Origin of the sequence: Streptomyces sp. NPDC021019, from assembly GCF_044333295.1 — a bacterium.
Taxonomy (GTDB): domain Bacteria; phylum Actinomycetota; class Actinomycetes; order Streptomycetales; family Streptomycetaceae; genus Streptomyces.
The window spans coordinates 1,012,400-1,036,381 of sequence record NZ_JBIRQR010000003.1 but is presented as its reverse complement, the minus strand read 5'-3'; the positions used below and the strand labels follow the sequence as shown (position 1 = coordinate 1,036,381).

Here is a 23,982-nt window from a genome sequence, read left to right as displayed (position 1 = left end):
CGGCGGGAGTTGTCATCCAGCGACATCGATTCCCCTTTTGTCTGGGCGTATACATATAGACTACGGACGACCCATCTGCCGACCGATTCCATGACTGGCTTCATTGTCGGCATGAGACACCTGAGGGCAGCCTTCACCTCCTTTGCGTGATAGAGTCTTGATGATTTATCAGAACGACGCAATAAAAGGGGAATGGCGTGAATACCGAGAAGCTTACGGCTCGGCGTCTTACAGCCGAGGAGACTTCAGGTTTGGGCCCCCAGGACGGTGTCTTCGTCCGGGCAAGCATGGATGGCGTTTCTCCCGACTGCTACGCACCAGCTTTCCTTACGAAATCGGGAAAGAGCTTTGAGGGTGGGTCCTTCACGGTACGGACGACATTCGGCGAGGAGGTTCATGTCCTCCCCGACAGTGCCGAAGAGGGCGGCATCTGGATCGCAGACAAGGCAGGGGAGGCAATCGAGGTTCTCCAGAGCGCCGGCGTTCTTCTGAACCTGGCCCTCTTCGTTCCCGGCGGAAGCAAGGAATCCCTGGAAGGTCTCTATTCCGCGGCCCGCGAAGCATTCGGCGCGGGGATCGTCCAGCGGTGGAGCGAAGAAGTCGTCGAAGTACCGAACGTCAAGGTCGACCTGTACGAGGAGCCGGCCCGGGGACGCAAGAACGCGAACGGCCAGAACCGCGACCGTCGCGCTCTGGACATCTTCCCGACTCGGGTGCGGTTCCTCGAGCCCAGCGAGGGCTGGAAGTTCGTCGTCGAACCGCACAAGGAGATCATCGACGAGACGCCGACGATCTGACCTGATGGCAGGTTAGCTCCGAATGCAGTGAGAGCCCGTCAGTACGCTGACGGGCTCTTCATCGTGGAGCGAGCGCCTCCCCTCCGCCCGGCGCTCTCGACGTGCGGCCGACAGGACTCGACGCCGGAACACCGCTGGCCATGCCGATGGTGCTCGTTCCCTGGACGACTGTCGTCGGCGTACTGGTGCTGTTGCCTGATGGCCGCTGTCCCCGCGTTGCGGTCCCGATGGGCCCTGGCCGGCACCGCAGCCCGGTGAGCGCTCACGCGGTGTTGTCGGCACCGCGGTTCCTCCCTGAAGGCCCGCAGGTGCCGGAACGCGCGGTTGAGCCGCGTGCGGCCACCAGCAACACCGACGGGCCGCCGACGCCCAGGCAGTGGTGCGACTGGTCCGTACGGGAGCGGATCGATCTTCTGGCGGTGCAGCAGATGCCGCCGGGCGGCGTGAAAGCCCTCGACAGGATGAGCCTGGGCGCGTTGCCGCCACACCGGGAACTCCCCCTCCCGCACGATTCCTCGGTCCACTCGCGGCTCCCGCTCAGCGAAGCCGGTACCCCTCATGCCGACACCGCCTGACGCCAGACCGTCGCCGAGGTCGCGGTCGGCGGACGCAGCGATGGACGGCAGCCCGGCCGCCCTCGGCCTCGCCGACGATCTCGATGGTCGGTTCGTTCTCGATGGTGGGTTCGTTCGCCAGCAGGGTGACGACCCCGGCACGCATGACCGTGTGATCATCCGCCACAGGGATCCGGAGCCGCTTCTCCGCTGTGGGCCAGTAGGCCATCTCAGCCCTGCAACGCCGGGGGAACCATGGCGAGGGCGCGGGTACCGCCCCGCCGCCGGCCGAACCGGTGGCGGTGAGCTCGCCGCCGAGCCCGCCAGGCGCTTGCGCGTTCCGTGCAGCCCGAAGCCGTGGGAGTCCTCCGTCACGAAGCCCGAGCCGTCGTCGGTGATCCCAGCTCGCGGGGCCACCCGGAGGGGCCGGCACGCCCACCGGGGGCGTCAAGTGGTGCGCGGACCGGGGAAGTTCTTCGGTCGGAAGCGTTGACGAAACATTCCACGTGGCCCTAGTTTCATCGCGTCGTACTTCGTACGTCATATATGAGACGCGATACGCGAGATGTGAGAGCCCGTCACCCATGACCTTCGCCCCTGCCCCGATCCCGTCCCGGACCCAGTACGTGCTGGAGGCCATCAAGCACGCCATCCTCACCGCGCAGCTGCAACCGGGACAGGCGCTGGTGGAGACCGAACTGGCCGCGCAGTTCGGGGTGTCGAAGACTCCCGTCCGCGAGGCGCTCAAGACGCTCGCGGGCACCGGACTCGTGGTGATGAGCCAGTACAAGGGCGTCACCGTGCGGCTCGTCGACGCGACCATGGCCAGGGAGGTGTACGACGTGCGCCTTCTGCTGGAACCGGAGGCGCTGCGCCGCTCCATCACCCGGGGCGCCTCGTTGGAGGCGGCCCAGGAGGCCCTGGAACGGGCCGACTCGGCGGCCGACACGGCGGACAGGTCACTGGCCAACAGGGACTTCCACCGGGCCCTTTACCTGCCCTGCGGCAACCCTCTGCTCTCCCGGATGCTCGACGAGGTCCGCGACCAGGCGGCGCTCGTGTCGACCGTGGCCTGGTCGGCCGTCCCGTCCTGGGAGCGCGAGGCGGCCGAGCACCGCGAGATCCTGCGGCTCGCCCTCGCCGATGACGCGGAGGCCGCCGCCGGGGCCCTGCACCACCACATCGCGTCGTTCGTGCGCCGCGCCTTCCCCGACGACGAAGACGGGGGCGACGCCGCGTGAACCACCCGCTGGGCACGCTCCACCAGCACCTCGAAGAAAGGCCAGTCCGCATGGACCACTCACCGCTCAAGGCGGCCCTCGCAGACGTCGTGGCGATCCCGGTGACGCCGTTCGCCGAGGACGGGAGCATCGACACCGCGACCCACCGCGCCCTGATGCGCAGGCTGCTCGACGGCGGCGTCCGCACCGTCACCCCGAACGGCAACACCGGGGAGTTCTACGCCCTCACCCCCGACGAGCGGCGCCTCGTCACCGAGCTGACCGTCGAGGAGGCCGCGGGGCGCGCCACCGTCCTGGTGGGCGTCGGTCACGACGTGCCGACCGCGGTGGCCGCGGCCGAGCACGCCGCCGAGGCCGGTGCGGCGATGGTGATGGTGCACCAGCCGGTGCACCCGTACGTCGCACAGGAGGGGTGGGTCGACTACCACCGGTCGATCGCCGAGGCCGTGCCGCAGCTCGGCGTCGTCCCCTACGTCCGCAGCCCGCTGCTGGCCGGCGAGCGGCTCGCGGAACTCGCCGACGCCTGCCCCAACGTCGTCGGCGTGAAGTACGCGGTCCCGGACGCGGCCCGCTTCGGCGCCTTCGCCCGGGACGCCGGCCTGGAGCGCTTCGTCTGGATCGCCGGCCTCGCGGAGCTGTACGCCCCCTCCTACTTCGCCACCGGCGCCACCGGCTTCACCTCCGGTCTCGTCAACGTGGCCCCGTCCGTCTCCCTCGACATGCTGGAGGCGCTGCGGGTCGGGGACTACGTCGCGGCGATGAAGGTCTGGGAGCGCATCCGCCGCTTCGAGGAGCTCCGCGCAGCGGAGCAGTCCGCCGACAACGTCACCGTCGTGAAGGAAGCCCTGTCCGCGCTGGGGCTCTGCCGCCGCGATGTACGCGCTCCGAGCCGGGTCCTGCCCGAGGCCCGGCGCGCCGAGGTCGCCGGTCTGACAGCCGAGTGGTCCCTGTGACCGACACGTCCCCCCGGGGTCCGGGAACCGGCCGTATCGCTCCCGAGGAGCTGCGCAGCCACCGGTGGTTCGGCACCGACGGGCTGCGGTCCTTCAGCCACCGGGCCCGCACCCGTCAGCTCGGCTACCTCCCCGAGGAACACCTCGGCAAGCCGGTCATCGCGGTGCTCAACACCTGGTCCGACATCAACCCGTGCCACACCCACCTGCGCGAACGGGCACAGGCGGTCAAGCGGGGGGTCTGGCAGGCGGGCGGGTTCCCGCTGGAGTTTCCGGTCTCCACCCTCTCGGAGACCTTCCAGAAGCCGACCCCGATGCTCTACCGCAACCTGCTGGCGATGGAGACCGAGGAGCTGCTGCGCTCCTACCCCGTCGACGGGGCCGTACTGCTGGGCGGATGCGACAAGTCGACGCCCGCGCTGCTGATGGGCGCCGCCTCGGTGGACCTGCCGACCGTCTTCGTGCCCGCCGGGCCGATGCTGCCCGGGCACTGGCGCAACGAGGTCCTCGGCTCCGGCACGGACATGTGGAAGTACTGGGACGAGCGGCGGGCCGGGAACATCGGTGACTGCGAGATGGCCGAGCTGGAGAACGGTCTGGCCCGCTCCCCCGGTCACTGCATGACGATGGGCACCGCCTCCACGCTGACCGCCGCCGCCGAGGTGCTGGGGGTCACCCTGCCGGGCGCCTCGTCCATACCGGCCGTCGACTCGGGGCACGAGCGGATGGCCGCTGCTTCGGGGCTGCGGATCGTCGACCTCGTCTTGCGGCAGGTGACGTTGTCGCAGATCCTGACGCCTCAGGCGTACGAGGACGCCGTCGCCACGGTGCTCGCGCTCGGCGGCTCCACCAACGCCGTGATCCATCTGATCGCGATGGCGGGCCGGTCCGGCGTGAAGCTCACCCTGGACGACTTCGACCGGATCGCCCGTACGGTGCCGGTCCTCGCCGACCTCCGGCCCGGCGGGCGGTACCTGATGGAGGACTTCCACTTCGCGGGCGGTCTGCCCGGCTTTCTCGGGCGGCTCACCGACGTACTGCATCTGGACCGGCCCACGGTCGCGCACGCCACCCTGCGCGAGCAGCTCGACGGGGCCCCCGTCCACAACAGCGACGTCATCCGCGAGCGCTCCGACCCGCTGGCCGGGGAGGGCGGGGTGGCGGTGCTGCGCGGCAACCTCTGTCCCGACGGGGCCGTCATCAAGCACATCGCGGCCGAGCCGCGCCTGCTGCGCCACACCGGGCCCGCCGTCGTCTTCGACGACTACCGCGAGCTCCAGCGCACGATCAACGACCCGGCCCTGGACCTCACTCCGGACCATGTGCTCGTGCTGCGCAACGCCGGGCCCCAGGGCGGCCCCGGCATGCCCGAGTACGGCATGCTGCCGATCCCCGACTACCTCCTGAAGCAGGGAGTGCGGGACATGGTGCGGATCTCCGACGCGCGGATGAGCGGCACCAGTTACGGGGCGTGTGTCCTGCACATCGCGCCCGAGTCCTTCGTCGGCGGCCCGCTCGCCCTGGTCCGCACCGGCGACCTCATCACGCTGGACGTCGAGGCCCGGCTCCTGCGGCTCGATGTCGACGACGCGGAACTGGAGCGGCGCAGGGCCGCCTGGTCCCCGCCGCCCGCCCGCTACGGGCGGGGCTACGGGGCGCTGTACCAGGACCAGATCACCCAGGCCGACACCGGATGCGACTTCGCGTTCCTGGCCCGGGAGGGAGAGGTGCCCGACCCGTACGCGGGATGAACCGGGTCCCGCGACCGTACGCGGGTCCCGCGACCGTACACGTGCCCGTGCCAGTACGAGGGCGAAACCGGGGGACCCCCCTCTGCACCTCGACCCCCCGGGTCGCTCCAGCTCCTCATGGCAAGCGCTTTCACCACCAATGGCCGACAGGCACAGACGTCCAGCGCATCCAGCACCTCCCAGAGATCGGAGACGCGTCATGGCCCCAACCGCAGCCGTGGCCACACCGCCGCCCAAAGAGTCCCGGCGCCGCCGGGCGAGCCCTCGCCGCCTGCCCTATCTGCTGATCGCGCCGGCGGGCCTCCTGATGCTGGGCTTCATCGCCTACCCGGTGCTCAGCGTCTTCTACTACAGCCTGCAGAACTACAACGTCACCAAGCCGTGGCGGAACGGCTTCGCCGGGCTCGACAACTTCCGGCGCGTCTTCACCGAGGACGACCAGTTCTGGCCGACGCTCGGGTTCAGTGCCCAGTGGGTCTTCACCCAGGTCACGCTCCAGCTGCTCCTCGGCCTGGCACTCGCCCTGATCGTCAACCAGACGTTCATCGGGCGCGGCATCTCCCGGGCCATGGTCTTCTCCCCCTGGGCCGTCTCCGGTGTGCTGACCAGCACGATCTGGATCCTGCTCTACAACTCCTCGACGGGGTTCAGCCGCTACCTCGCGGACGCCGGGATCGGCGAGTACGGCACGTCGGTGCTCTCGGACACCGGAACCGTCTTCTGGGCGGCCACCGTCACCGAACTCTGGCGCGGCGTCCCCTTCTTCGCGATTCTCATCCTCGCCGACCTCCAGTCCGTCTCGAAGGAGTTGTACGAGGCGGCTTCGGTCGACGGCGCGGGCCGGCTGCGGCAGTTCTTCCACATCACGCTGCCCCACCTGAGGGACGCGATCATCCTCGCCACGCTGCTGCGCGGTGTCTGGGAGTTCAACAACGTCGACCTGCTCTACACCCTCACCGGCGGCGGGCCCGCGGGAGAGACCACCACCCTGCCGCTCTACGTGGCCAACACCGGCATCGAGGGCCACGACTTCGGGTACGCCTCCGCGCTCACCACCGTCGCCTTCGTGATCCTCCTCTTCTGTTCGATCGTCTATCTGCGCCTGAGCAAGTTCGGAGGCGACCGCACGTGACCGCCCTGCTCACCGAGAAGAACGGAACCGCTCGGCGGTCCTCCGCTCCCGGCTCCCCGCCGTCCGCCCCGCGCCGCCGCCCCGGCCGGGAGCGCGCCTTCGACGACGTGCCGCGCTGGCAGATCTATCTGCCGCTCGGCCTCTACCTGCTCTTCACGCTCATCCCGTTCTACTGGATGCTGCTCTTCGCCGTACGGCCCGCCGGCTCCACGTCGCTGGTGCCGTGGCCGATGACCGGAGCGCACTTCTCCAAGGTCTGGAACGAGCGGAGCTTCGCCGTCTTCTTCCAGAACAGCATGATCGTCGGCGTCGCGACGCTCGTCGCCACGACCCTGGTCGCCCTGGCCGGCGGCTACGCCCTGGCCCGGTTCGACTTCAGGATCAAGGGCGCGTTCATGCTCGCGCTGCTCTGCTCGCAGTTCATCCCGGGCGCCCTGATGCTCGTGCCGCTCTTCGAGATCTTCCGCAACCTCCAGATGATCAATTCGCTGGGCAGCGTCGTCATCGCGGAGACGGTGTTCCAGCTCCCGCTGTCGATCATCCTGATCAGCGGCTTCATCAAGAACGTCCCGGTGTCCCTGGAGGAGGCCGCCTGGGTCGACGGCTGCTCACGCTTCACCGCCTTCCGCACCGTCGTCCTGCCGCTCCTGCGCCCCGGGCTGATCGCCGTCGGCTCCTTCGCGTTCGTGCACAGCTGGAACCACTTCCTCTTCGCCCTGATGTTCCTGAGCGAGCAGGACAAGCAGACGATTCCGGTCGGTCTCAACACGCTGATCGGCGCGGACAGCGTCGACCTGGGCGCGCTCGCGGCGGGCGGTGTCATCGCGGCCGTCCCCGTGGTGATCGTCTTCGCCTTCATCCAGAAGTGGCTCATCACGGGCTTCAGCGCCGGCGCGGTGAAGGGATGAGGAAAGTGACCGCCCCCTCGGCGACCCCGGCCGCCCGCGTGCCCGCCGTCCCGGCCGCGCCCGTGCCCGTCGTCCTGGCCGGTGCCCGGGGCCACGGCCGGTGGCACCTCGCCAATGTGCGCCGGCTCCAGCACCAGGGCCGGGTCAGGCTGGCCGGGATCTGCGAGCTGGAGCCGCTGTCCACCGGTGAACTCGCCGCCTCCGGCTTCGGCGCCGACGAGTCGCCCGAGCAGTCCGACGACTTCGGGGCGCTCCTGGGCGTCACCGGAGCGCGGGCGGCCATCATCTGCACCCCCATCCAGACCCACACCGAGCTGGCCCTCACGGCCGCCGCCCGGGGGGTGCACCTGCTGCTGGAGAAGCCGCCCGCCGCCGGCTGGGCCGACTACGCGCGGATGGCCGAAGGCGTCGAACGAGCCGGCATCGCCTGCCAGGTGGGGTTCCAGTCCTTCGGGTCGCACGCCCTGCCCGCCATCCGCGAGCTGGTGGCCACCGGAGCCATCGGGAACGTCACCGGCTTCGGGGCCGCCGGCGCGTGGGTCCGGGACGACGCCTACTTCCGGCGGGCGCCCTGGGCCGGGCGGCGCAGGATCGGCACCACCGACGTGGTCGACGGCGTCCTCACCAATCCCCTGGCGCACGCCGTGGCCACCGCGCTCGAACTGGCCTGCCGGGGCCGGTCCGAGGAGGTCGTCTCCATCGAGACAGAGCTGTTCCGGGCCCATGCCATCGAGGCGGACGACACCAGCAGCGTCCGCATCACCACCGCAGGCGGGCCGCCTGTCACCGTCGCCGTCACCCTGTGCGCCGAACGGCCCGGGGAGCCGTACGTCATCGTGCACGGCGAGAAGGGCCGGATCACCTTCTGGTACAAGCAGGACCGCGTCCTGGTGCAGCGCGCCGGACGGGGCCCCGAGGAGACCGTCCACGGGCGGACCGATCTCCTGGAGAACCTCCTCGACCACCTGGGGCACGGCACACCGCTGCTGGTGCCGCCCGCCTCCACGGGGGCGTTCATGCGCGTCGTCGAGGCCGTGCGCACCGCCCCCGAGCCCGCCCCGCTGCCCGACTCGGCCTGGGAGACCCGGCACGACGGGCCGGACGGCGGCGGGCCGAGGCGGGTCGTGCCGGGCATCGACTCGCTGGTCGCCGCCGGGGCCGAGTCCCTCAGCCTCTTCTCCGAACTGGGCGCCCCCTGGGCCCGGGTGAGCGAGGCGGCCACCTCATGACCCAGCACGCCACGGACCCGTTCCCCGACCTCCCGTCCGTCCTTGCCTGCGGCTCCGACACCGTCGCCCACTACGGCTACGCGCCGGAGGCGGACGGCCGCCCCCGCCTCCACCCCGTCACCACCCTCGGCGGAATCACCGTCACCGAGGAGCGCCCCGCCGACCACCTCCACCACCTGGGCGTCTCCATCGCCATCCCCGACGTCGACGGGTACAACTTCTGGGGCGGGCGCACCTTCGTACGGGGTCAGGGGCCCACCGCGCTCGACAATCACGGCGTCCAGCGCCACCTGGCCCGGCCCCAGCGCAGCCCGAACGGCTTCACCCAGGAGCTCGGCTGGGAAGCGGCAGGCGTCGAGCTCCTGCGCGAGCACCGCACCCTGTCGGCCACCCGGACCTCCGGCACCACCTGGGAGCTGGACTTCTCCTTCGTGCTCACCAACCCCGGGGACACCGGTCTCTCCATCGGCAGCCCCGCGACCAACGGCCGCCCGGGCGCCGGATACGGCGGCTTCTTCTGGCGCGCTCCCAAGGAGGCCGCACCGCCCACCGTGTTCAGCGCCACGCACGAGGGCGAGAACGAGGTCCACGGCCGAACCGCCGACTGGCTGGCGCTGGCCGGGGACGGCTGGGCGCTCGTGTTCACGGGGGCGACCGAGGAGACCCGGCGCGACCCGTGGTTCGTGAGGACCTCCGAGTACCCCGGCGTCGGCTCCAGCCTCGCGGCGCACGAGCGGCTGCCCGTGCCCGCCGGGTCCTCGGTCGTGCGACGGATCATCACCGTCGTCGTGGACGGCAGGCCCGACCGGGAGACCGCCGCCCGGTACGCGCGCGAGGCGGTGGCCCGGTGAGCCGGCCCTGGACCTCCGACCTCGGCGACGGGACGTACCGCAACCCGGTCCTGAACGCCGACTGGTCCGACCCCGACGTCGTCCGCGTCGGTGACGACTACTACCTCACCGCGTCCAGCTTCGGCCGGTCCCCCGGGCTGCCGCTCCTGCACTCCCGCGACCTGGTCAACTGGACCGCCGTCGGACACGCGCTGGACCGCCTCGAACCCGCCGCCGAGTTCGCCGCTCCCCGCCATGACCGCGGGGTCTGGGCCCCCTCGCTGCGCCACCACGGCGGACGCTTCTGGATCTTCTGGGGCGACCCCGACCACGGCGTCCAGCAGATCAACGCACCCCGTGTCGAGGGCCCTTGGAGCGTCCCGCATCTGCTCAAGGCGGGTAAGGGGTTCATCGACGCCTGTCCCCTGTGGGACGAGGAGACCGGCGAGGCCTATCTCGTCCACGCGTGGGCCAAGTCCCGTTCCGGCGTCAAGAACCGGCTCACCGGCCACCGGATGAGCCCCGACGGCCGCGAACTCCTGGACGAGGGATCGACGTTGGTGGACGCCGACCGGATTCCGGGCTGGTTCACCCTCGAAGGCCCCAAGCTCTACCGGCGCGACGGCTACTTCTGGATCTTCGCGCCTGCCGGCGGCGTGGAGACCGGCTGGCAGGGCGCCTTCCGTTCCCGGGACTTCTTCGGCCCGTACGAGGAGCGCGTCGTCCTCGCCCAGGGGCGCACCGACGTCAACGGCCCCCATCAGGGTGGCTGGGTGCACACCTCCGCGGGCGAGGACTGGTTCCTCCACTTCCAGGCCCGGGGGGCGTACGGGCGGGTCGTCCACCTCCAGCCGATGCGCTGGGACGCCGAGGGCTGGCCCGTCATCGGCGACGGGGGCGAGCCCGTGCCCCGGCACACCAAGCCCGTCGCCCCCGCCCAGCCGGTGGCGGCACCCGCCGTCGACGACGACTTCCCCGGCGGCCGCCCCGGCGCCCAGTGGCAGTGGACAGCCAACCCGCGACCCGGTTGGACCACCCGGCACAGCGGGGACGGGCTGCGGCTCACCTGCGTACGGACCGCGTACGAGCACGACCTGCGGCTGCTGCCCAACGTCCTGGTCCAGCGGATGCCCGCCGAAGCGTTCACCGTCGACGTGGACCTCGCGCTGGTCAGCGGCGAACCGGGCGCCAAGGCCGGACTCGCCGTGGTGGGCGACTCCTTCGGCTGGATCGGCCTCGCGGTCGCCGCGGACGGCACGCCGCGGCTCGTCCACCGCTTCGCCGAGGGCGTCGCCGCACACGAACGGGACGCGGCCGGGCCCCGCGCGTCCCCCGACGGACGGGCCAGGCTGCGCGTCGAGGTCACGGCGGGGGCCCGCTGCCGCTTCTTCGCCGACACCGGCGACGGGTTCCGGCCCTCGGGCCAGGTCTTCGCCGCCACCCCCTGGCGCTGGGTCGGTGCCCTCCTCGGGCTCTTCGCCACCGCGCCGGCCGGGACGGGCCCCGCCGGAACGGCCCGCTTCACCGCTTTCCGCGTCACCGGCCCCAACCCCCCGCAGAAGCGCACACGGCACGACCCATCACACCCGCATCACCAGCAGACAGAAAAGAGCCGACGATGAACATCTCGAAGACACAGCGGGGGCGCGCCACGGCCGCGATCTCCCTCACGGCGGTACTCGCGCTGACGGCCACCGCGTGCGGCGACGACGGCAGCGGCTCCGGCACGGAGGGCAGCGGAAAGGGCGAGATCACCTTCTGGGACAACAACGGCGGTCCGCGCACCGCCGTCTGGACCGAGATCATCAAGGACTTCGAGAAGCAGCACCCGGACATCAAGGTCAAGTACGTCCCGATCCCGATCGCCGACGTCCAGTCCAAGTACGACACGGCGATCGCGGGCGGCGGGCTGCCCGACGTCGGCGGCGTCGGCACGGCCTATCTGGCCAACATGGTCTCCCAGGAGGCCCTGGAGCCGGTCAACGACCGGCTGGAGAAGTCCGCGCTGCGGGGCAAGCTGGTCGAGTCCATGGTCGAGAGCGTCCGCGCGGCGGCCGGGCGGGGCGACGACGTCTACTCCGTACCGACCTCCGCGAACAACGGTGTGCTCTGGTACCGCACCGACCTGTTCGAGCAGGCCGGTCTGAAGGCTCCCGACACCTGGGCGAATTTCTATACGGCGGCCGAGAAACTGACCGACGCGAAGAACAACAAGTTCGGCTACACGATCCGCGGCGGCGCCGGCTCCATCGCGCAGGCCCTGGACGCCGTCTACGGGCAGTCCGGCATCACCGAGTTCTGGGACGGCGACCGGACGACGCTCAACGACCCGAAGAACGTCGCCGCTCTGGAGAAGTACGCCGGGCTCTTCAAGAAGACCACGCCCGCCGCCGACGTCAACAATGACTTCACCAAGATGGTGGCCCAGTGGGACACCGGCACGATCGGCATGCTGAGCCACAATCTGGGTTCCTACCAGGACCATCTGAAGGCTCTGGGAGAAGACAAGTTCGCGGGCATACCCGCCCCCATCGGGGACGGCGGCACCCGGGTACAGGTCTCCAATCCCGTCGACGGCCTCGGCCTCTTCCGTTCGAGCCAGAACAAGACCGCGGCGTGGAAGTTCATCGAGTTCGCGGCCTCGCACGCGTCCAACAGCAAGTGGAACGAGTCGGCGGGCGCCATCCCGGCCAACACCGAAGCGGCGAAGGACCCCTGGATCACCGAGACGGAGTCGACCGCGCTGGCCGCGAAGACCCTGACCGACGGTTCCACGAAGGTCGTCGATCTGCCCTACTACCTGCCCGACTGGAACAACATCAGCAAGGCTGACAACGAGCCGGAGTTCCAGAAGGTGCTGCTCGGCAAGATCACGGCCAAGGCGTTCCTGGACGACATGGCCGAGCAGTTGAACGCCGCCAACAAGGAGTGGAAGGAGATCGGCAACGGCTGATCCGGTCTCCTCCACCGTCCCTCCCCCACTGACGGGGGCCGGCGGCGGTCCGGGTCGCGCTCCGCCGCCGGCCCCTCTCCCGCGCAAGCGCGCACACAAGAGAGGCAGCCCTCCCCGTGTCACTCACCCGCAGACAGACCGCCACCGCACTGCTCACCCTGCCCCTCGGCCCGGGCCTCGCCCTCGCCGCCACCCCCGCGCTCGCCCATGGCGGCGGGAGAGAGGGCGGCAGACCCCGGCCCCGTACGATCCACGTCGCCGGTGACTCCACCGCCGCCGTTAAACACGCCGACGCCGCGCCCGAGACGGGTTGGGGCATGGCGCTCCCCTTCTTTCTCGCCGGTCGGCTCCGGGTCGCCAACCATGCGGTGAACGGCCGCAGTTCGAAGAGCTTCCTCGACGAGGGCCGCCTCACCGCGCTCCTGGCCGGTGTCCGCCCCGGCGATCTCGTTCTCGTCCAGTTCGGCCACAACGACCAGAAGACCGAGGACCCGGCCCGCGGCACAGACCCGTACACCACCTATCAGGAGTACCTGCGCCAGTACGTGAAGGGCGCCCGTGCGCGAAGGGCGTGGCCGGTACTGGTCACGTCGGTCGAGCGCCGCCGGTTCACCGCCGACGGCACCGCCCGGCCCAGCCTCGGCGAGTATCCGGCGGCGATGCGCGCCCTGGCGGCCGAGGAGAGGGTCCCCCTGGTCGACGTCCAGGCGCTCTCCCTCGCCCGCTGGCAGGAGCTTGGTCCGGACGGCACCGAGGCCTGTTTCCTGTGGCTGGACCCTGGCGACTCGCCCAACCACCCCGACGGCGCCCGGGACAACACGCACTTCAGGCCGGCGGGCGCCATCGAGGTGGCCCGGCTCACCGCACGGGCGCTCCTGGGCGAGGACGTGCTCGCCACGCGCGACGTCCGCCGCCTGGACGACCCGGTCCCGGCGGAGTGGATCACCTGGTCCGGACGGGTCTGACCCACTCCCTCACCCCCCTCCCCCTCTCCCCCTCTTCGTCTTCCCCCTTCTTCCTCTTTCCGACGACACAGAAGGATTCGCCATGCCCGCACGCAAGCGTCATACCCGCGCCATCGCCGTGACCCTGGGCTGCACCTCTCTGGCCCTCGCCCTCAGCACCCCGGCTCTGGCCACCGGGCGGCCGAGCCACGCCGGCCCCGGCGTCGAGCGTGCCGTACTGCCCACCGGAGACGGCTGGGCCGCCGCCGAGGGCTCCACCACGGGTGGCGCGAACGCCACCCCCGACCACGTCTACACGGTGACCGACCGGGCCGAGCTCATCGCCGCCTTCGCGGAGGCGGGCGACGCACCGAAGATCATCAGAATTTCCGGGACCGTGCACGGCAACTCCGACGTCAACGGCACGCCGATCGGCTGCGAGCACTATCAGACCGGCGGTTACACGCTGGAGAAGTACCTCGCCGCCTACGACCCCGAGGTCTGGGGCCGGGACACGGTCCCCTCGGGTCCGCTGGAGGAAGCCCGCGTCGCCTCCGCGAAGCGGCAGGCGGCCGCCGTCACCATCAAGGTCCCCTCCAACACCACCCTGGTCGGGGTGGGGAAGGACCCGAAGGTCATCGGGGCCTCGCTCCAGGTGCGGGACGTCTCCAACGTCATCATCCGCAACATCGGCTTCGAGGACACCTACGACTGCTTCCCCCAGTGGGACCCCACGGACGGGGTGGAAGGCGCCTGGAACTCCGAGTACGACAACCTCGTCGTGTACGGATCCCGCCATGTGTGGGTCGACCACAACACCTTCAGCGATGGCGACCGCCCCGACGCGGACCAGCCCCACTACTTCGGCCAGGTCTACCAACAGCACGACGGCCTCTTCGACATCGTGCGCGGCGCCGACCTGGTCACCGTCTCGTGGAACGTCCTCAAGGACCACGACAAGACCATGCTCATCGGCAACAGTGACGGCGCCGGCGCCACGGACCGGGGCAAGCTCCGCGTCACGCTCCATCACAACCTCTTCAAGGACGTCAAGGAGCGGGCCCCGCGCGTGCGGTTCGGCCAGGTCGACGCGTACAACAACCACTTCGTGGCGACGAAGGGCAGCGCCTACGGATACACGTTCGGCATCGGCGCGGAGTCCCGACTGGTCGCCGAGCACAACGCGTTCACCCTCACGCGGGACGTGGACCGGGCGACGATCCTGAAGAAGTGGTCGGAGTCGTCCCTCACCGCGAGGAACAACTACGTCGACGGGCGGAAGACCGACCTGGTCGCCGTGCACAACGCGGGTGTGCCGGGTGAGCACCTCACCGAGGGCGCCGGCTGGACACCCCGCCTGCGGACGGCGGTCCACCACCCGCTCGTCGTGCCGGTGCTCGTGGCGCTCAAGGCGGGAGCGGGCAGGGCGAGCGCGAGCGGTCGCTGAGAGCTCGTCCCCGACCGCACGCGCCCGGAGACAACCGCCCCCGCATCACACGACCGTAGCCGCCTCCGGCCTCGCCATCGCGGGCGCGACCCTCCCGGCGCCTCATCACCCCTCGACCCGACTACCCCGAACCGGCCGGAGCGGCACCGCATGCTTTCCACCACCCCGGAGAGCGCCGCTCCGGCCTTTCGCCGCCCACCCCGAGGAGCCCCATCATGTCCAGTGGACCTTCCCTGCCCAGCGGGCCTTCCCTGCCCAGCAGACGTACCGCCCTCACCCTGCTCGCCGGAACCGGTGCCGCCCTCGCTCTCGGCGCGACCGAAGCCCACGCCGGGACCGCGGCCTCCCGTCCCTTCGGTCGCTACGGCTCACCCGCACGGCGCCTGGACCGGCGCACGCTGTACGTCGACGCGTACGGCCGCGGCGACCACACCGACGTACAGTCCGCCGTCCACGCGGCGACCGGCACCGGGCGCACGCTCGTGATCGCCCCCGGTGTGTACCGCGCGACGGTGTTCATCGGCGCCGACCACGAAGGGCTCACCCTGATCGGCGCGAGCGGCGACGCCCGGGACACCGTGCTCGTGTACGACAACGCGGCGGGCACACCCGAGCCCGACGGCTCCGGGACCCTGGGCACCAGCGGCTCGGCCTCCGTCACCGTCCGCGCGGCCGGATTCACCGCCCGCGACCTGACCTTCGCCAACGACTGGCTGCGCTCCGACAACCCCGAGTACACCGGCACGCAGGCCGTCGCCATCAAGGTCCAGGGGGACCGGTCGGCGTTCTACGGCTGCCGGTTCCTCGGCCACCAGGACACGCTGTACGCCGACTCCCTGGCCGTCAGCGCGTTCGCCCGCCAGTACTACCGTGACTGCTACGTGGAGGGGGACGTCGACTTCGTCTTCGGCCGCGCCACCGCCGTCTTCGACCACTGCCACTTCCGCGCGCTCACCCGCACCGACCTGGCATCCGCCCCGTACGGCTATGTCTTCGCGCCGAGCACCGCCGGAGCCAATCCGTACGGGTTCCTGGTCCTGCGCTCCCGGATCACGAGCACCGCCCCCGACGCGTACTACAAGCTCGCCCGACCCTGGGTGCCTTCCTCGGACCTCACCGCGCACCCCATGCTGACCGTCCGCGACAGCCGGCTCGCCCCGGGGATCGACGCGAGGACGCCGTACGCCACCATGTCCGCGGGCTTCCCGTGGCAGGACCAGCGCTTCGCCGAGCACCGCAACGCCGGCCCCGGCGCCCGCGTCACCGTCCCCGCGAACCGGCCGCAGCTCAGCGCGGCCGAAGCCCGCGCCCACACCCCGGGCCGCTGGCTGGACGCCCGGAACCCGCACCTCACGAGTACGTGGGAGATGCGGGCCGTGGACGGGGGCGCGGCCTGCGTGGTCAGCCCGCGTAGGTCTCGAACTCGGCGATCCTCGGGGTTCCGGTCGAGCCGGTGATCTCGAAGGTGATCTTCCGCAGGGAGGTGCGGGGGAAGGCGATGTCCCCGGCACCGGTGCCGGAGGTCAGGACGGCGCCGGTGTCCGCGTTGAGGAGCCGCCACGTCTTGACCGTGCCCGCGGAGCCCGCCGCCTCACGGATCCGGACCGAGGAGACGGCCGTGTCGGAACCCCACTTGATCGAGGCGGAGCCGGTGGGCCCCACGGGCGACCAGTAGGTGCTCAGGTCGCCGTCGCGCAGATCGCCGTAGCTTGTTCCGGCGGCCTTGCTGGATCCGTCGGAGCCCGCTCCGATGCTGAGGTTGGTCCCGGTGGGCGGGGTGGGGTCGGTCGGCCCGGGAGTCGGGTCCGTCGGTCCCGGCGTCGGGTCGGTGGGCATCGGTGTCGGGTCAGTGGGCGTCGGAGTGGGCGTCTGCGGTGTGCAGTTTCCGTCCGAGACCTTCAGGCCCTTGCCCGCGCCCGCCGCGCGGCTCACTACGTCCGGCACGCAACTGGCCGCGTCGGCACGGTAGGTGTAGGGGATGTTCACCGTAGTGGTCGACTTCATGTCGGGGCCTGCGGGTTGGGTCGTGCCGCCGGGGCTGGACCAGGTGACGTTGTCGAGGGTGTTGCCGCTGACCTGCCAGTAGCCGGCCTGGTCGGTGTAGAAGGTGCCGAGGACGTCCTTGGAGTCCTCGAAGTAGTTGTTCTCCACCTTGGCACGGGCCCCGGCCCGGGAGTTGATGCCGGAATCGTTGAGCCTCACGTAGTGGTTGCTGTAGATGTGGGCGATGCCGCCGCGCAGCAGGGGGGCACGGGAGTCGATGTTCTCGTACAGGTTGTGGTGGTAGGTGATGAAGCCGTTGGAGAGGTCGCTCTCGCTGGACCCCACGAGGCCACCGCGGCCGGAGTTGCGCAGGATGCTGTAGGAGAGGGTCACGTACTGCGTGTTGGCCTTCATGTCGAAGAGTCCGTCGTACCCCTCCGACTCCCCGCCCGACGCCTCCAGGGTCGTGTGATCGACCCAGACGTTGCGGACGCCGGACTCCATGCCGATGGCGTCGCCGCCGTTGGAGGTGGGCGAGCCGGACTTCTTGACGTTCCGGACGGTCACGTTCTGGATGATGATGTTGCTGGCCTCGCGCAGGTGGATGCCCAGCTGATCGAAGACGGCCCCGCTGCCGACGCCGACGATCGTGACATTGCTGATCTGCTTGAGCTCGATCACGCCGGCGGCGGTGCTGCAACTGTCGCCGGACACCTTGGTGGTGTTGCCGTGGTTGATGGTGCCTTCGACCTCGATCACGATCGGGGTGGCGCTGTCGGCCCGCCCGCACAGCGCCTCATGGATCTGGGTCCCCGTGGTGGCACGGACGGTCTGCCCGCCCGCACCGCCGGTGGTCCCGCCGTTCTGGGTGGCGTAGCCGGTGGCGCTCCCGGTCGCCGCCGCCGCCTCGGGCGCCGACAGCACCGCTCCGGTCGCGGCCGCGAGGGCCAGGGTTGCCACTGCGGCCTGCAGCCGCCGCACGACTGGTCGTCCCATGTTCGTCTCCCAGGTGTCTTCGGTTGGTCGGTGATGGATGCCGGAGCACGTACTGAATGACGTGTCCATGACATGCGGGAGCGCTCCCGCACGCAGCCGCACAGAAGCGGCTCGATCCACCAGGGGCGTGCGGCAGCGCCCTCGCGCCCCAGGCTTCACACCGGAAGCGACAGGGCAGCAAGCGCTTTCTAAAGTGAACGTAGAGGGGGTCGCCCAGCATGGCAAGGTGCGTGCCGCAGCGGTTTTTCCCAAGACCGCCCTCGCGTCGAAGCGCCCACGCCTCCCCCGGACCCGTTCGGGCCGCCCCCGGCGCCGGCACCCGCCTCAGCGCGCGCAGATGGCGCCGCGAAGGGTCCAGCGGATCAGGTCATCGACACCGTGGCGTGCGACGAGCCCGTCTCCGGTCGCATGGAGGCCGGTGTAGACGATGCTCCACACCATGCGCTGGATCCACTCGGCCGGGACGGTGGAGTCGAGCTCGCCGCCCCGCTGGCCCCTGCGGATCTCCGCGACGAGGATCTCGTCGACCGCGCCCGCCACTGCGGCGTCCGCGCGGGAGGGGTCCTCCCCCGCCGAGGCGAACAGGAACAACACCCGGTCACCGACGTGGACCATGGCACTGACGATCCGGTCGATCACCTCCGAAACCGGGCCGGAGCCGGGAGCGGCCTCCACGATCGCCGCGTGGAGAGCAGCCCAGGAGTCGCTGGTGAGCGCCGACCGGAGGTGTTCACGGTCGGGGAAGTAGCGGTGGACGGTCGCCCGGCCGACACCGGCCGCCTCGGCGATGCGCCCCAGGCTCGCGGCGGGATCCCGCGCCCACTCACCGGCCGCCGCGTCGAGGACGGCACGGCGCGTGCGCTGCTTCTGCGGTGACAACTCCATTGCCAGATCATAAAGCACAGTGCCATTATGAGACTATGAAGTCTCATTTTGATAGTTCATTGCCTCTTACCGTGGTGACCGGTGCGACCGGCGTGCTCGGGCGGCGCGTCGTCGACGGGCTGCTGAGCAGCGGTCGGCCGGTGCGAGCCGTGTCCCGGCGGCCCCGCCACGGCGTTCTGCCTCCCGCCGTGGAGGTGGTGGCCGGCGACGTCCACGATCCGTCGACGCTCGGCACCGCGTTCGAGGCGGCGAAGGCCCTGGTGCTGATCGCGGTGCCCGACACGGCCGTCGAGGTCGTCGAATGCGCGCGGAAGGCCGGGATCGAGCACATCGTGGTCGTCTCGTCCGCCGCCGTGACCGCGGGCCACGACACCACCTACAACCTGCCCGTCGAGCGCGCGGTGCAGGCGTCCGGGCTCGACTGGTCGATCGTCCGGCCCGGTGAGTTCGCCACCAACGCCCTGCTCATCTGGGGTCCGTCCATCCGCTCCGGTCGGCGGGCGGTCGAGCCGTTCCCCGACCAGGCCGGCCACCCGATCCACGAGCAGGACATCGCGGACGTCGTCGTCGCCGACCTGCTCGATCACGACCGCCGCGGACGCATCGACACGATCATCGGCCCCGATACGCTCACCAAGCGCGCACAGGTCGCCCTCATCGCCGAGGCGGTGGGAGAGGACATCACCCTCGACGAGGTGACGCCCGAAGAGGCGCTCCGCTTCTACCGCGAGCAGGGCGGGTTCGCGGCCGACAACGCCGACTGGCTGTACGGCTTCACCAGTTACGACGGGGTGGAGGGCGTGACCGACGAACCCCGGGAAGCGAACCCTGCCTCCGACGACGCCTACCTCACCCTCGCCGAGGTGCTCGGCCGACCGGGACGCTCCTACGTGCAGTGGGCACGCGACCACGCCTCCGACTTCACAGGAACGGTCGACTGAGCCGATCTCCCGAGTCTGCCCGCCGGGCACGTGCCACGGTCGGCGGATCCGCCGCTGCCCGAGGCGCCCGGGCCGGCGGTGCCGCTCCGGCCGGTGGTGGACCGTCGCGTACGCGCGAGGCACGACGCGTCAGTCGTCGGGGAGCCAGCCCCGCTCGCGCAGCGCCGCGACGAAGCGGCCGTGGGCGTCGTCCAGGGCGGGGCGCTCCTCCTGTACCGGCTCGACGAGGGCGCCGCCGCGCACCATCGCCGCGGCGCTCGCCGCGAGGTCCTCGTGGAGGGTGCCGGTCGCGGCGAGGAGTGCGGCGCCGAAGGCCGTCTCCGCACGCTCGACGACCCGGACCGGGCGGTCCAGGACGGTGGCCCGGATCGCCGTCCACACGGCGCTGCGGCTGCCCCCGCCGGCCGCGTGCAGGGGGCCGAGCACCGGAACGCCGAGTCGCCCGACCCGGTCCAGGGCCAGCCGTTCGACGAAGGCGACGCCTTCGAGTGCGGCCCGGTGGGCGTCCGTCTCGTCGCGGGGGCGGCCCAGCTCGAATCCGCGCGCCGCGCCGGAGACGAAGGGGAACCGTTCGCCGTCACGGCGCAGCGGGTAGCGCACGTACGAGGCGGGGCCCCGGGCCGCCGCGGCGGCGTCCAGCGCGGGCAGGCGGGCCGGGTCGACGTCGGCCAGGCACTCCCCTCCGGTGTTGGACGCACCGCCGGGGAGCCACCAGCCGTCGGGGTGGCGATGGCTATAGAACGCTCCGGTCGCGTCGCGGACCAGGTCCGCGGAGACCCCTTTGAGGACGTACGTGGTGCCGAGTACGCCCACGAAGCGGCCCGGCTCGACCGCCCCCGTGGCGATCTGGCCCGCGCAGCCGTCCGTCATCCCGAGGCGTACGGAGCACCCTTCGGGCAGGCCAGTGGCCTCGGCCGCCTCCGGTCCGACGACCCCGGCCTCCGTGGCGGGGGCGCGTACGGAGGGAAGCAGAGCGAGCGGGAGGGCGAGGGCGTCGAAGACCTCGTGCGCCCACTCCGAAGCGCGGGCGTCGTAGCCGGTCTTGAGTGCGTGGCTCCAGTCCGTGGCGACGGGATGGCCCGTCAGCGCGCGCCCGACGATGTCAGGGGTGTGCAGGATGTGGCGCAGGCCCGAGCCGTACGTCCGCAGGCACCAGACGGCCCGGCCCAGCGCGGCGGTGGGTCCCACGGACAGGCCGAGCGCGTCCCATCGGGCGCTGCCCACCCGCTGCGCCTCGGCGTTGACGTCGGCGGCCCGCCGGTCGTCGTACATCAGGGCCGGGCCGAGTGGGACGCCGTCGGCCCCGGTGGGCACGATGGTTCCGGACGTGGCGGATACGGCCACCGCGATCACCTCGCGGCCGCCCCGGGGCAGCGCGCCGGTGGTGCGGCGCAGCGCCGAGCGTACGGCGGGCCACCACGACCGGGCGTCCTGCTCGCTCGTCCCCGCGGCGGTCCGTACGGGGGGCGGCAGTTCGCCCCGCGCCTCGGCGAGTACGCGCCCCCGCCCGTCCAGGCACACCACGCGGACGGAGGCAGTCGCCAGGTCGATGCCGATCACGGCCGGGGCGTGGGGAGTGGGGCGGCTGGATGCACTGCTCATGGCGGAAAGCGTCCTTCCCCTGCGGGGCGGGCCTTTGATGTCCACCGATCAGGTGGCGGTCCGTCGCGTGGTCACGTGCGTGTGAAGTCAACAAGCGTTCCATCATGGCGGGAGGAACGGCTTCATGGGGCGACGGCCGCCACCGTCACCCGGGTCCGCTCGCGGAGTTTGCCGAGCAGTTCGGCGTCCGCCCCGTCGTCCACGACGAGATGGTCCAGGTCTCCGACGGGCCCCACCCGGTGCAGCGCGGTCCGGGCGAGCTTGGTGTGGTCCATGAGCATCACCTTCGTGGCCGCGGACGTGAGCATCGCCCGTTTCACCAGCACCACGTCCTGCTCCTGGTGGTAGGCCGTCCTGGCGTCGAGGGCCGAGGTGGAGACCGCGACCAGGTCGACGGAGAGCGCCTCCACCGCCTCGACGCAGGGCATCCCGAGGAAGGAGTCATGGGTGCGCGAGTACTCGCCGCCCAGGGCGATCAGGCGGATGCCCTCGCATCCGGTGAAGACGTCGAGCACCCGGCGGGCGTTGGTGACGACGGTGAGGGGGGCGAGGTCGACCAGCAGGCCGGCCATGACCAGGACCGTGGTGGAGTCGTCGAGCATCACCGACATTCCGGGCTCCACCAACGCGGCGGCGGCGCGGGCGACGGCGTTCTTCTCCGCCGTGTTGACGCCGAGCCGGTAGTCGAGGCTCGACTCGAACACGGTGGACGGCAGGGCGGACGCGCCGCCGCGGAAGCGGCGCAGCACCCCTTGCCGCGCGAGGTCGTCGAGGTCGCGGTGGACGGTCATCAGGCTCACGCCCGTGAGCTGGGCGAGGGCGGCACCCGTGGCGGTGCCCTGGTCGACGACATGGTCGGCGATGAGCCGTCGCCGTTCTTCGGCGGATCTCTTGGTCATGGAAGTCAGTCTCCCGCAGGGCTCGGGCCGGGCGCGGGGGCGGGGGAAGCGGCGGTGGGTACGTTGAGCGAGCGCAGCGCCGTCTCCGTGCCGCGGATCTCGATCTCCGTGACGGCCCCGTTGTCGAGTCGCGGGAAGATCCGCCGGTAGCGCCCGAGGGGAAGTCCGAGGAGTTGGCACAGGGCGATGCGCAGCAGGGTGTTGTGAGCGACGACGAGCACCTTTTCCCCCGGGTGACGGTGTGCGAGATCCCGCAGGGAGCCGGTCGCCCGCGCCGCGGCCAGCGCGACGGGCTCGGAGCCGGGGAAGGCGCCGGAGTCGGCGTCCTCGCGGAACCGCCCTACGACTTCGGGGTCCTCCAAGGCCATCTCCTCGATGGTCCTGCCCTCGCCCCATCCGAAGTCCACTTCCCGCAGCCCCTCCTGGACGTCCGCCGCCAGGCCCAGCGCCGCCACCGCGGGCGCCGCGGTCAGGCGGGCGCGGCCGAGCGGGGAGCAGGCGACCGCGTCCACGCCGCTGCGGACGGCCCAGGATCCGAGGTCGGCTGCCTGGGCCACGCCCTTGGGGGTCAGGGCGACGTCGGTGACACCGGCATACCGGTTCTCCGCGTGCCACTCGGTCTCGCCGTGGCGCACCAGCAGGAGGCGAGAGGTCATGGGGAGGCCCTTTCGAGGTCGAGGCGCATCCGAAGGATCAGCGATGGGCCGTACGCGCCGGGCGCATTGCCGGTTCACGTCAGCGCTGTTAAATTTAACAGAAATTCCACAGTCCAGGACCGGCCTGTCGCGGCCCGGATCACGCTCCGGCCTGCTCGCCCCGCAACCCCACCGGCTCTGCTCGCAGAAGGAATCCGACGTCATGCGCATCCTCGCCGCAGGCGACCACTTCGTCCGCCCCTCGTTGATCCGCGCGGCAGTGAGTCAGGAGCTGTCCCGCACGGGCCGGGAGCTCCCGGAGTTCACGGAGCTGACCCTCCCCTGGCCCCACGAGCCCTTCGGCCCGGTCGCGGAGGTCCAAGAGGCGAGCGGCACGGAGGACGAGCTCATCGAGGCGTTGGCCGGGGCCTCGGTCTGCGTGACGCAGATGGCCCCGTTCACCGGGCGGGTGTTCGCCGCGTCGCCCGCGCTGCGTCTCGTCGCCGTCTCCCGGGGCGGGCCGGTCAATGTGGACCTGGCTGCGGCCACCCGTCACGGAGTGCGGGTCGGCTTCGCCCCCGGCCGCAACGCCCAGGCCGCCGCGGAGTTCGCCGTGGGGCTGATGCTCGCCGCGATGCGCCGCGTCACCGCCGCCGACGCGGAGCTCAAGCGGGGCGTCTGGCGGGGTGATCTGTACGCGTACGAGGAGAGCGGGGGTGAGCTCGGCGGTGCCACGGTCGGGCTCGTGGGCTACGGCGCCATCGGCCGGATCGTGGCACGGGTGCTGCGCGCCTTCGGAGCCCGTGTGCTGGCGGCCGACCCGTACGCCGACCGTGCGGCGGCCGAGGCGGAGGGCGTCGAACTCGTCGACCTGGAAAACCTTCTGATCCGCAGCCAGGTGGTGAGCCTGCATGCCCGCCTGACGGAGGAGACCCATCACCTGATCGACGCCCGCCGCCTCGGGCTGCTGCCGCACGGCGCGGTCCTGGTGAACTCCGCCCGCGGCGGACTGCTCGACCACGCGCCGCTGCCGGGGCTGCTGCGCGGTGGCGCTCTCGGGGCGCTCGCCCTCGACGTGTACGACATCGAGCCGATCCCCGCCGACTGGGCCCTGCGCGACGCGCCGAACGTGATCACCACACCCCATCTCGCGGGCGCGACCCGGCAGACGGCGCACCGGGCGGCGGCCATCACCGCCGCCGAGGTCGGCCGTTTCCTGCGCGGGGAGAAGCTGTCCCACCTCGCGAACCCCGACGTCCTGACGGCCGTTCGGCCCTGACGGCCGCCGTCGCCGTCCTACGT

21 protein-coding genes are annotated in these 23,982 nt (G+C 71.3%); 16 read left to right on the top strand and 5 right to left on the bottom strand.

The window, feature by feature from the left end:
* The first annotated feature begins 197 nt into the window (after positions 1-197).
* From ACH4RG_RS22215 to ACH4RG_RS22150, 14 genes are all read left to right on the top strand, one after another.
* Positions 198-797: a hypothetical protein gene (locus ACH4RG_RS22215; RefSeq protein ID WP_397918087.1), complete on the top strand. Its 600-nt coding sequence runs from the start codon at positions 198-200 to the stop codon at positions 795-797.
* Positions 798-937: 140 nt separating this feature from the next.
* On the top strand, positions 938-1,372 hold the full coding sequence (locus ACH4RG_RS22210; protein ID WP_397918135.1) for a hypothetical protein: 435 nt from the start codon (positions 938-940) through the stop codon (positions 1,370-1,372).
* A gap of 563 nt (positions 1,373-1,935) precedes the next feature.
* Positions 1,936-2,592: a GntR family transcriptional regulator gene (locus ACH4RG_RS22205; protein WP_397918086.1), complete on the top strand. Its 657-nt coding sequence runs from the start codon at positions 1,936-1,938 to the stop codon at positions 2,590-2,592.
* Positions 2,593-2,642: 50 nt separating this feature from the next.
* Positions 2,643-3,545 (top strand): dihydrodipicolinate synthase family protein, encoded by a 903-nt coding sequence (locus ACH4RG_RS22200; protein ID WP_397918085.1) that lies wholly within the window; start codon positions 2,643-2,645, stop codon positions 3,543-3,545.
* Complete coding sequence (gene araD, locus ACH4RG_RS22195) at positions 3,542-5,296, top strand: L-arabinonate dehydratase (protein ID WP_397918084.1); 1,755 nt, start codon at positions 3,542-3,544, stop codon at positions 5,294-5,296. Before ACH4RG_RS22200 ends, araD begins: the two co-directional genes overlap by 4 nt.
* A gap of 199 nt (positions 5,297-5,495) precedes the next feature.
* On the top strand, positions 5,496-6,428 hold the full coding sequence (locus ACH4RG_RS22190) for a carbohydrate ABC transporter permease (protein ID WP_215103325.1): 933 nt from the start codon (positions 5,496-5,498) through the stop codon (positions 6,426-6,428).
* Positions 6,425-7,336 (top strand): carbohydrate ABC transporter permease, encoded by a 912-nt coding sequence (locus ACH4RG_RS22185; protein ID WP_397918083.1) that lies wholly within the window; start codon positions 6,425-6,427, stop codon positions 7,334-7,336. Before ACH4RG_RS22190 ends, ACH4RG_RS22185 begins: the two co-directional genes overlap by 4 nt.
* On the top strand, positions 7,333-8,565 hold the full coding sequence (locus tag ACH4RG_RS22180; RefSeq protein WP_398163663.1) for a Gfo/Idh/MocA family protein: 1,233 nt from the start codon (positions 7,333-7,335) through the stop codon (positions 8,563-8,565). Before ACH4RG_RS22185 ends, ACH4RG_RS22180 begins: the two co-directional genes overlap by 4 nt.
* The gene (locus tag ACH4RG_RS22175; protein WP_397918081.1) at positions 8,562-9,416 is read left to right on the top strand and encodes a PmoA family protein; all 855 of its coding nucleotides are present in this window, start codon (positions 8,562-8,564) and stop codon (positions 9,414-9,416) included. The genes ACH4RG_RS22180 and ACH4RG_RS22175 overlap by 4 nt, the downstream gene beginning before the upstream one ends.
* The gene (locus ACH4RG_RS22170) at positions 9,413-11,017 is read left to right on the top strand and encodes a family 43 glycosylhydrolase (RefSeq protein WP_398163662.1); all 1,605 of its coding nucleotides are present in this window, start codon (positions 9,413-9,415) and stop codon (positions 11,015-11,017) included. The genes ACH4RG_RS22175 and ACH4RG_RS22170 overlap by 4 nt, the downstream gene beginning before the upstream one ends.
* Positions 11,014-12,348 (top strand): ABC transporter substrate-binding protein, encoded by a 1,335-nt coding sequence (locus ACH4RG_RS22165; protein ID WP_397918079.1) that lies wholly within the window; start codon positions 11,014-11,016, stop codon positions 12,346-12,348. Before ACH4RG_RS22170 ends, ACH4RG_RS22165 begins: the two co-directional genes overlap by 4 nt.
* 116 nt (positions 12,349-12,464) lie before the next feature.
* A complete protein-coding gene (locus tag ACH4RG_RS22160) occupies positions 12,465-13,313 on the top strand; it encodes a rhamnogalacturonan acetylesterase (RefSeq protein ID WP_397918078.1) in 849 nt (282 codons plus the stop codon).
* 82 nt (positions 13,314-13,395) lie between these two features.
* Positions 13,396-14,739 (top strand): polysaccharide lyase family 1 protein, encoded by a 1,344-nt coding sequence (locus tag ACH4RG_RS22155; protein WP_397918077.1) that lies wholly within the window; start codon positions 13,396-13,398, stop codon positions 14,737-14,739.
* 251 nt (positions 14,740-14,990) lie between these two features.
* Positions 14,991-16,196, top strand: coding sequence for a pectinesterase family protein (locus ACH4RG_RS22150; RefSeq protein ID WP_398540038.1), 1,206 nt, complete (start codon positions 14,991-14,993; stop codon positions 16,194-16,196).
* Here ACH4RG_RS22150 and ACH4RG_RS22145 read toward each other — a convergent pair.
* Both ACH4RG_RS22145 and ACH4RG_RS22140 read right to left on the bottom strand, forming a co-directional pair.
* On the bottom strand, positions 16,141-17,718 hold the full coding sequence (locus ACH4RG_RS22145) for a polysaccharide lyase family 1 protein (RefSeq protein WP_398540014.1): 1,578 nt from the start codon (positions 17,716-17,718) through the stop codon (positions 16,141-16,143). The two genes, ACH4RG_RS22150 and ACH4RG_RS22145, sit on opposite strands and share 56 nt — an antisense overlap.
* Before the next feature lie 324 nt (positions 17,719-18,042).
* Positions 18,043-18,603: a TetR/AcrR family transcriptional regulator gene (locus ACH4RG_RS22140; protein ID WP_398163660.1), complete on the bottom strand. Its 561-nt coding sequence runs from the start codon at positions 18,601-18,603 to the stop codon at positions 18,043-18,045.
* A gap of 35 nt (positions 18,604-18,638) precedes the next feature.
* Between ACH4RG_RS22140 and ACH4RG_RS22135 the strand changes: the two genes are divergently transcribed.
* A complete protein-coding gene (locus ACH4RG_RS22135) occupies positions 18,639-19,544 on the top strand; it encodes an SDR family oxidoreductase (protein WP_398163659.1) in 906 nt (301 codons plus the stop codon).
* 129 nt (positions 19,545-19,673) lie between these two features.
* Here the strand turns inward: ACH4RG_RS22135 and ACH4RG_RS22130 are convergent, their stop codons facing one another.
* The 3 genes from ACH4RG_RS22130 to ACH4RG_RS22120 form a co-directional block, all read right to left on the bottom strand.
* Positions 19,674-21,146: an FGGY-family carbohydrate kinase gene (locus ACH4RG_RS22130; protein ID WP_398540013.1), complete on the bottom strand. Its 1,473-nt coding sequence runs from the start codon at positions 21,144-21,146 to the stop codon at positions 19,674-19,676.
* Positions 21,147-21,268: 122 nt separating this feature from the next.
* On the bottom strand, positions 21,269-22,045 hold the full coding sequence (locus ACH4RG_RS22125) for a DeoR/GlpR family DNA-binding transcription regulator (RefSeq protein WP_397918072.1): 777 nt from the start codon (positions 22,043-22,045) through the stop codon (positions 21,269-21,271).
* A 5-nt stretch (positions 22,046-22,050) separates the two neighbouring features.
* Entirely contained in the window at positions 22,051-22,701 is a 651-nt protein-coding gene (locus ACH4RG_RS22120; protein WP_397918071.1) for a histidine phosphatase family protein, read from the bottom strand.
* A gap of 202 nt (positions 22,702-22,903) precedes the next feature.
* On the opposite strand from ACH4RG_RS22120, the gene ACH4RG_RS22115 reads away from it, so the two are divergent.
* The gene (locus ACH4RG_RS22115; protein WP_397918070.1) at positions 22,904-23,959 is read left to right on the top strand and encodes a 2-hydroxyacid dehydrogenase; all 1,056 of its coding nucleotides are present in this window, start codon (positions 22,904-22,906) and stop codon (positions 23,957-23,959) included.
* Positions 23,960-23,982: the final 23 nt, after the last annotated feature.